Here is a 9389-nt window from a genome sequence, read left to right as displayed (position 1 = left end):
GTGTCCTGTTAATGGGCAGATACTTCACTACCACATATACTTATTCAGGCATCACTGAGCTCTGTTATTTTTTCTAATTGACTTGCAGGATGAGCTTGGTACGCCCAAGGCTTAGTTCCCAACAAAGCATCCTTTGGAGGTGTACAAGACAAAGCTTGCTGATAAGCTATCTCCGCTTTATCTAATATCCCTAGCGTGAAAAAAACATCTCCAAGTAAACAATAAGATTCCGCATAACGATCATCTATATCTATTGCTTCATTAGCAGCATCAACGGCACCACGCCAATCGTGGCAATGGAAAAGAGACACAGCGAGGTAGTAGCGTACATGATATTTACCTTGCTTGTAATTATCGTATAACTTGGCGTTTTTCAAACATTCCGCCGCTTGCGAAAAGTCCTGCTTAAGTAAATACTCACTCCCGAGGTAATACCAAGTACGAGAGTCGTCAGACTTTACCTCTAACTGCTTGATACATAACCGGATATTACGTTCACTTCCCGTTTCTTTGCCCTTTTTATCAGGCAAATTTTCTATCATTAACCGGTTATCTAAATCAGCTCTGCCATCAAACTCTAAATATTCGTGTATCGCACTTTTGTAACCTTGTGCGTTACTACGGCGAAATAGGCGACCCGATAAAACATCGTTATCTGCACGACCATTACGTATTATCATGGCGATTCGGTCGGTATCTTCACGTGTGATATGCGTGCGAATGTGCTCTTTTCCCTGACAGATCACTTCATCTGCATCGATTTGCAATACCCAGTCGGCCTGCGTCATCTCCAGTGCGCGATTGCGAGCGGCAGAAAAATCGATAATGTTGCCCTGTTCGTCGTTACACTGATGAAATACCTGAACTTTATCTGTATAGCGTTGCACAATTTCAACAGTTCTATCAGTAGAGCCTGTATCCACAATACACAACTCATCATAAATACCATCCAAACCGTTTAAGCAGCGCTCAAGTACACGTTCTTCATTCTTTACGATCATACAGACTGCTAGCGTGGGGGTGTTATTAAGCTCAGCCATACTTCACCCTAGCTATATTCAAAGTCGTAACATCTTTGTCATAACTCCCCATAAAGTTTGCCTGATCGTAATTAGCTAATGCAGTCCTAAACATTCGATCACGACTTTCCCAACGAGAGTTCACTTCTGGATAGAAAGCTATACGTGCGTCATCGCCATGAGATATATGCAGTGCGGTTCCCGAACAAATGCGCGTCAAACCTTGCCCAAGTGTAAGGCGTGATATCATGTCTTGGTCTTCCCATCCCCAACCGTGTAATTGATTGTTGTAGCCATTAATAGCAATGAAATCAGATTTCTTTACCAACAGTAGTCCAGGAGCCTGACGCGTGCCGTTTTCTGCATCTTCCTCGTTATCAATAATCTGTAAATGACGACCATCCGCAGTTCTAATGTTCAACTCATACCCAAATGACACGACGTGATTACCACCTCGAGAGTTGACTTCTGTTTCCTTCACACCCGCCAACGTTGCAAATACTTGCTCTTGTGTGTGTAACTTATTGACTAAATCAACAATATCCGAAGGGTTTAAAATGATGTCACAATCACAAAAAAACAGCACCGGGTGTTTAGCTACACTTGCACCCGAGTTTTGCGCTGCAGCTTTGTTAAAATATTCCTGTTCAGTCACTTTTACGACAGATACGCGACTACTATTGTGCTCTAACTGTCCTTTTAATAGTTCATCTGAGCCAGAAAAGTTAACAATAATAACTTCCCCATCAAGGATCTCTACAGTCTCTAAAAGAGAAGGTAGCGCATCCGATAACTGTTCACGATCTCTCCAACTTACGATTATTGATAACATACTTAACTTTCTCCTCGAGCCGAGACTAATTAATCAGTTCGACATTACAATTTTTTCATTTTTATCTCAGTGCACACAACTATGTAAGCGCATACACTTGCTTAGGTGTATGCTCATTATGCTGCACACTTTGGACGTTACCGTCCCCTAAGCGGATCAATTGATCTGCGCAATCAAAATACTTGTCATCGTGGCTAATGACGAGCACTATCTTACCTTGATCCCTCAATTTAGGAAGCAATTGTCGATAAAAAAATTCTTTAAAAATAGGATCTTGGTCCGCAGCCCACTCATCGAACAAGTACACTTTTCTATCGTCTAAAAAGGCAACTAATAGTGCTAAGCGCTTTCTTTGACCATCAGAGAGGCGTGTAGAAGAAAACTTTCCATTGTTAATAGACACAACATTGACCAACCTCAATTCCTTCAGGTATAAGTCGACCTGCTCTAGCTGTGTTGGTGAAATGCCAAAAAGCTGAGTGAATAGATAGAAATCAGTATAAATTGCACTAATATACTGACGAGCTGACTCTAAATTAGATGCGCAAACCCGCTGATTACCAAACCACACTTCTCCGCTGCCTGGTTGATAATGGCATGTCACAACCTTAGACAAGGTTGACTTACCAGAGCCATTGCCGCCAATTAGAAAACAGATCTGCCCCGCCTTAAAAGTGAGGTTGATAGGACCAACAGTAAATGAATCATCCCCATCATAACTGTGAACCACATCTTTTAAGATAATTTGCTCAAATTCCGCCACTGGAGTTTGGCTTTTTAACTGCTCAACTGGCATAATACTCAAAAGATGACGCAATCTTTGCAACGAAATACTGCCTTGAACATAGGATGAAATCGAGTTCAAAATTGCAGCAACAGGTCCGACGGTATAAAGCAACGCCATAATAATACCTATCAGCGCTTCATTAGATAAATCATGGGCATTAGCAATAACAAAGGCCACGATGCCAATCGTTATAAAGCTGATCATGTTCCCATAGTTGGTAGCAAAGATATCAATTACACGACCTTTTTTCTGTAAGCGAGTATTTTCCTTCACATGAACCAGTAAAGCTTCTTCCATAAACACATTACGCCTTTCACTGTGTAATTTCAGTTCCTTTGCTCCGCCAATAATGGCGTTAAAGTCTTCTATGATTAGAGAAAATACACGTCTTGCTTTGGCGAAATACTTTTGTGAAAAATGGATTGGCAATCGATATGTGATCACACCAATCAAAATGATACATAAGACGAAGAAAAATACGTCTGCATTTAACACAATTAAGAAGCCAAGAATGCCTAAAAGTGTCGCGATATTGGTCAGCAAAATAGGAAATACTGCTGCTCCACTTACCACACCAGGCACATCATTGGTCAGTGAAGCGGTAAGCTCAGCTTCACCTATTTTCTCTAGATTGATAATCGGCAACTGATTAACACGCTGGCAAAAGTAAACCCTCAATTCATTAATAGACTCTATCACCACATTTTGAAACAGCCATTGAGACATGCTCCGCGACACAAGGATAAACGCGCAAAGTAACAAAAAACTCACAGCAAACTCAAACTGGACTATCTCAAAGCCCATCAGCATGAACGCATCTTGCTCAATAGTTTCTAAAAAATAATCTGTATTTTGCGTAATAGATAAAAGAACAAAAGGTATCATTAAAGAGTAAGCGGCGCCCCCAATTACCCCTATAATAATTGAGAGAAATATTTTTCTTGGAGAGCGGATAGCAAGAAAGTAAAACAGCCCTTTTAGTTGCGATTCTTGGATTTCTTTCACGGCTTAATAATCCCTACACAGACGTTTTTTAACTGATTCGCCAACATCAAATAGCTCATTGTCCTGCACCCTGCTTTGGTAAAAAATTATCATAGTGTTCGCTTAATATGTTGCCTGATTGGCCAAGGTCTATAGTCATATGACTATTACTCAAGTTAGACATATCAATCACCTGTCGGTAAGTTGCACCCAAATGTTTAATATACCCCTCACCCTTTTCATAATAATTTCCCGCGACATTCACCGTATATTGGCTTCCAAATGCACGCTCAGAGCGATCGAAAATATTGCTCATGAGCGCTTTATTACCGAACGGCTGATGTACAAATTGCGCGTTCAGCAATGCAGGCCAATCCCAATCATTTATATCATCACCTTGTAGTTTGTATACTTCTTCATACGCATCATCTAACGCCCATAACGCTATCATTTCACATGTTTCAACATCAGTCGTCGCAACATCATCACACCATTCATCAGCGTCCCCAGTTAACAACGCCCTTAAAAAAATGGGCCTTATATGATTCTCTTCGCGTCTTAATGTTCTGGTTCTGGTCGCTATTGTCACATCAAGGTGCAACTCATCACTTACAACTTTGGCGTAAAAATATCGCAGCCATACTCTGAAAATAACCGCTGCGGGTCGCTGGCTCGCCATCTTCCCATCCCATATAGCAAGCTGTGATAGCATGGCTTGTTGTTCAGGCGTTTTCGCTTGTAAAGATGCCAAAAATGGCAATAGTTCAAGGGCTTGTAAATCCAGCAAGTCATGCTGTAACTCAACAAAGTGCTCAGGTGTTAATTTGATACCATTTTCTCGCCATTGCGCAATTTGTTGCTGGATACGCTGTGCACGGTACCCTGGTCGCCAATTATTAGAAATCACGTACGGATAATCTGGGCCATGAATTTTATGGTTCGCAGTAACCAAAATACCACTTTGAGGGTTTAATTGATTGGGTAGTGCCGAGAAAGGCAAATAGGACTGCCATTGCAACTTAGAGTACTTACCACTTAATGGTAAAGTGCCATCACCTTTGCTACGAGTAGGTATTCTGCCTGCCGCACTAAAACCAATGTTATTTTTAGTATCGGCGTATACAAACCCAAGCGCAGGTGCAACATGCTGACTCAATGCTTGACGAAACTCACTCCAGTTTTGTGCATAATTAATATCTAGGAAACCACTGAAGGTCGTATCGTCAGGGTCCAATGCAGTCCAACGTAATGACAAGGCAACACTGGAGTCACCTGTAACATCAGAAATAAGCGGCCCATGCTCTGTTTTTCTTACAACCCAGTCAACGGGTTTAAACTCCGGCTGTAACATTGAAGGGAAGTCTTGAGCTACCAATATTTTTTCGTGTTGAAAAGACATATCTTGCCACTTTTCATCCACTTCATATTGATTGTTATTTGACGTATTTAACTGTTCTATATAAAGATCTTGTACATCCGCCGCTAAATTCGTGCCACCCCAAGAAATAAACTTATTTTGGCCAAAAATAACAACAGGTAATCCAGCTAACGTTGCTCCTTTGACATCAAGTCGCTCCCCTTTGATATGAGCGATATAAAAACTTGTTGGTAAGGCGTGCTGTAAATGAGGATCATTGGCCAGTATCGGAGCGCCCGATTGTGAGTGCTCACCAGATACCACCCAAGCATTGCTGCCTACAGCTTCACCACCGAGTTTCTCTTGCTCAAAAACCCTCTGACTGACGTCCAAAATTGCAGTGAACGAGTGCATCCAATCTACTCGACTAAAAGAGTTGATGACGGGTGTAGCCGTATCTTGCTGAGTGAGCATAGCGAACTTATCTTGCCCTAATTGACCAATCAAAATCTGATTGGTCAATTCATCTTGATAATTGGCCCCTAGGTTAAGTGACATTATTTTTATCTGTACTAAGGAGTCGGTCACCGTCCATGGTTCTGGGCTAAACCCTGTTACCATGTATTCGATAGGCAGTACACTACTTGTCTCTATCCACTTATTTACACCTAAACTATAAGCTTCCAATACATTCATCGCTGATTTTGGCAAATGTTGAATCGCTTGCTGCGCACTCTCATACAACCCTAGGGTTCTCATATATCTATCTGTATCTAATGTGCTTTTCCCGAAAACTTCACTGAGCCGACCTTGCGCTAGTCGCCTCTTATATTCCATTTGCCAGAGTCTATCTTGTGCGTGTACAAACCCCATAACTGAAAATGCGTCAAGATCTGAATTGGCTGTGATTGTTGGAATACCCAGCTCATCTCTAATCACAGTGACAGGTTGACTCAAGCCCTGGTAATTAACCACCTGATGTTGCTGCGGTAACCCACTATGCAACCAGTACAATATACAGGCTACAAAAAATACAAAGGGCAAGACTATCCACAATAAAAACAGAAAGAGAATTGGGTGTCGGTACTTAAACGTCTGCATTGCACATCCCTAAGTTCACTACTTTTCCATTTAGTTTAAAAATCGAACGTTTCATACTCTACTTCTTCACTTTTTGTCTGCTCAACTAAAGTGCTGATTTGATCTGTTAGTGCTAAGAGCGAATCTTGTTCGAGCACAGCCTGTATGGTGAGGTTTAGATCAAAATATTCATTGAGGTGCGCAATTAACATCATCGCTTTTAAAGAGTTTCCATAATGGAAAAAGCTTGCATGTAAATCAACCCTATCGGGTTCTATCGCTAATAGTTTTGCGATCATACCCACAGTTTTCACTTCCACTTCAGTTATCGGAAGGCGCTGAGGTGTACTTTCAATGTTAGATATTGAAAGAGATATAAGTGATTTACGGTCTAGCTTGCCATTTGTTGTGACGGGCATGTCGTCCAGCCAAATATATAATTCCGGCAGCATATATTTGGGTAGTACCTGCATCAATTGATGTTTCAACTCTTGTTCACACTGCCTGTGTAAATCCTTATCACTGCTGTGATGCACAACAAAAGCACACAAGCGTTTAACACCTTCAATGTCACGAACTAACACCTGTGCAGCGATGACCTCTGGGTGCACAAGTTGCTGCTCTATCTCACCACACTCAATTCTGAATCCGTTTAACTTAATCTGATTATCAAGTCGTCCGATATATAGCAATTCACCTTCATAGGACCACTTAACGAGATCCCCGGTTTTATAGAAGCGCGTTGGTATCCCCTGATAATCCAAGGTTACAAAACGCTCGTCGGTCAGCGTCTGATTATTAATATACCCTTTTGCTAATCCTTTCCCGCCAATGTATAGCTCTCCAGGTACCCCTAGCGGTAAGGCTTGACCTTCACTGGACAAAACCTGAAAGAAAACATTATCAATTGGTTTGCCGATTGGCACGCTTGGAAACTTTTGGTAGTCAGTACATGCGAAATAACTGACATCGATACAAGCCTCTGTAGGCCCATAGAGGTTATGCAGCTGCGCATCAATTGCAGTTTCATAAAATGCCGCAACGGTCGCTTTTTCAAGTGCTTCACCGCTACAAAAAACACGCTTTACAGATGTCCATAGTTGTCGGTCAATCATACTGATTGCAGTGTTGAGCATAGCAGGAACAAAATGCAAAGTGGTGATTTGTCGTTCATAAATGTATTGTTGTAGGTGGTAAAAATCTAAGTGACCATCGTGCTTTGCAAAGACTAAACGCGCTCCAGACATCAGAGGCCAAAATAGCTCCCAAACAGACACATCAAATCCAAATGGCGTTTTTTGTAAAACGCGATCGTGCGCATCAATTGGTGAATAGTTTTGCATCCAATTTAATCGATTTTGTAGCGCATCGTGCGTCACTTCCACTCCTTTTGGTTTCCCAGTGGAACCAGAAGTGTAAATAACATATGCCCTAGCAGTATTGATTCTATCTAACTGGATCAGCTCACCACCTACCGGAGCTTCTAAAAGTGTGGAATAAGGCTGCTTTACAATACCTACAGGCAAGGTATTGGCGAGGTCATTTGCGTCAGTTATCACTAAACTCGCCTTTGCATTGTCAAGCATGAAGGCATGTCTATCCTCAGGCAGAGACAGCTCCAAAGGTAAATACGCAGCGCCGGCACGCAAAATGCCCAGCAAAGACACAATAAGATGACATCCACGAGTCATTTTAACTGCAACAACATCACCTACACCAATCTTCATAGCAGTCAAATGCAATGCAACACGTTCTGAGTTTTCCCATAGCTGGGCATAACTCATACGATTTCCATTAGCGTCTTCGGTTGCAATTGCGGTTGGAGTCAACTGTGATTGCTGCTCAATCTGATGTAGCACTGAGTACTGTGGGCAAGGTGCATGTGTATTATTCAGCAATCTAAGCTCTTGATTATATTTAACTTCATTAACTAAGTTAAACTGATTGAGTAACAGCTTATCTGAAATGACACTTTGCTCTACCACCAGATTAAACACCTCTATAACGGTATTGATGCTCTGGTGCGTGAATAAATCAGTGTCGTACTCAATATGGCCCACCATGCCCCGCTCTCTTTCAACCAGGTCTAAGGTCATATCAAAGATGCTACTTTGAAATTGACTGTCGGCCGGTACGATTGACAAGCCTTCCTCAGGCATATTTGCATTCGATTTATTACCGTGAAAGGTGAACATAACCTGGAATAAAGGCGAATAACTTTGATTACGAACCGGGTTAAGGCGGTCAACTAGCTCATTAAATGGTAAATCAGCGTTAGCATATGCTTGCACGCAAGTAGCCTTTACTTGCTGTAAAAATGCAGCAAAAGAATCCTTCCAGTCCAATGGTGTGCGCAGTACCAAACTGTTAACAAGCAACCCAACTAAGTTCTGAAACTCTGTTTTCTCACGATTCGCAATGGTCGTACCCACCACGATATCTTGCTGCCCACTTATCGCAGCTAGGGTGACTTTAAAACAAGCCAACAAGTACATAAACTTAGTAACTCCAGCTTGCTTAGCGGCTTGCGTTACGCTCAATGTTAACTCTTTGTCTAACTCAATATGTGCCCTTTTGCCCACATAGCGCTTGTTCGAAGGCCGAGAAAAATCATAATTAAGCTCCATCAGAGGCGGTAAAGCATCCAATTTACGCTCGAAGTATCGCCATTGTTTTTCTAGCTCCCCACTACGTACCAAAGTATCCAAATATTCAGCATAATTTCCATAGTGATACGTCTGTGCTGGGAGCAAAGGCTCTACACCTTGGCAGTACGCTTTATAAGCATCTATCAGTTCATTGCGAATGATATCCATTGAGAGTGAATCAGTCATTATATGATGTATAACAATCACTAACGTAGAGCGATGTTCGTCCCATCGAACTAATCTAAAACGAGATAAAGGCGCCTGTGTCAGATCAAAAGGTTTAGATACGATGTCCTGAATGATAGCTTCACGTTTACCTTCTCCAGAGTCCGTGGCTTCTACAATAGCAAAATCAGTATCTACTTTGGGCAAAATAATTTGACGCGCGACGTCCCCGTTGCTCACGAGTTGTGTCCGAAACACGGCATGACGATGATGTAGTAAGTGAATACTTTTCTCAATTGAGTCTGCATTCACTTTACCCTCTATATTCAGTACCATGCGTTGGTTATAAGCAACACTAGTGTGCTCAAATTGTGATAAAAACCATAAACGCAGCTGGTGTGAAGACATTGGAAATTCCTGTGCCACTGCTGCATGATTTTTTTGCTGTAACAATTGTTTGGCGAGCCTTACTTTTTCAGCCCTACTTAACTGCGAATAGTCTTTCATATTTAATGTG

Annotated in this window: 5 protein-coding genes; all 5 read right to left on the bottom strand. The window is 41.7% G+C overall.

Translation table 11 applies throughout. The features are described 5' to 3' along the window. Positions 1 to 44: 44 nt before the first annotated feature. The gene (locus J8L98_RS10860; RefSeq protein WP_210996423.1) at positions 45 to 1040 is read right to left on the bottom strand and encodes a glycosyltransferase; all 996 of its coding nucleotides are present in this window, start codon (positions 1038 to 1040) and stop codon (positions 45 to 47) included. Further along, entirely contained in the window at positions 1033 to 1851 is an 819-nt protein-coding gene (locus J8L98_RS10855) for a galactosyltransferase-related protein (RefSeq protein WP_210996422.1), read from the bottom strand. The genes J8L98_RS10860 and J8L98_RS10855 overlap by 8 nt, the downstream gene beginning before the upstream one ends. Positions 1852 to 1930: 79 nt before the next feature. Continuing rightward, positions 1931 to 3643: a cyclic peptide export ABC transporter gene (locus tag J8L98_RS10850; RefSeq protein ID WP_210996421.1), complete on the bottom strand. Its 1713-nt coding sequence runs from the start codon at positions 3641 to 3643 to the stop codon at positions 1931 to 1933. 55 nt (positions 3644 to 3698) lie between these two features. After that, positions 3699 to 6080, bottom strand: coding sequence for a penicillin acylase family protein (locus tag J8L98_RS10845; RefSeq protein ID WP_210996420.1), 2382 nt, complete (start codon positions 6078 to 6080; stop codon positions 3699 to 3701). 35 nt (positions 6081 to 6115) lie between these two features. Then, positions 6116 to 9379, bottom strand: coding sequence for a non-ribosomal peptide synthetase (locus tag J8L98_RS10840; RefSeq protein ID WP_210996419.1), 3264 nt, complete (start codon positions 9377 to 9379; stop codon positions 6116 to 6118). Positions 9380 to 9389 lie beyond the last annotated feature (10 nt).

The organism is Pseudoalteromonas sp. MMG013 (assembly GCF_018100885.1).
GTDB classification, from domain to species: Bacteria; Pseudomonadota; Gammaproteobacteria; order Enterobacterales; family Alteromonadaceae; genus Pseudoalteromonas; species Pseudoalteromonas aurantia.
The sequence above is the reverse complement of the archived record's forward strand: the minus strand, read 5'-3'. Positions and strand labels throughout refer to the sequence as shown.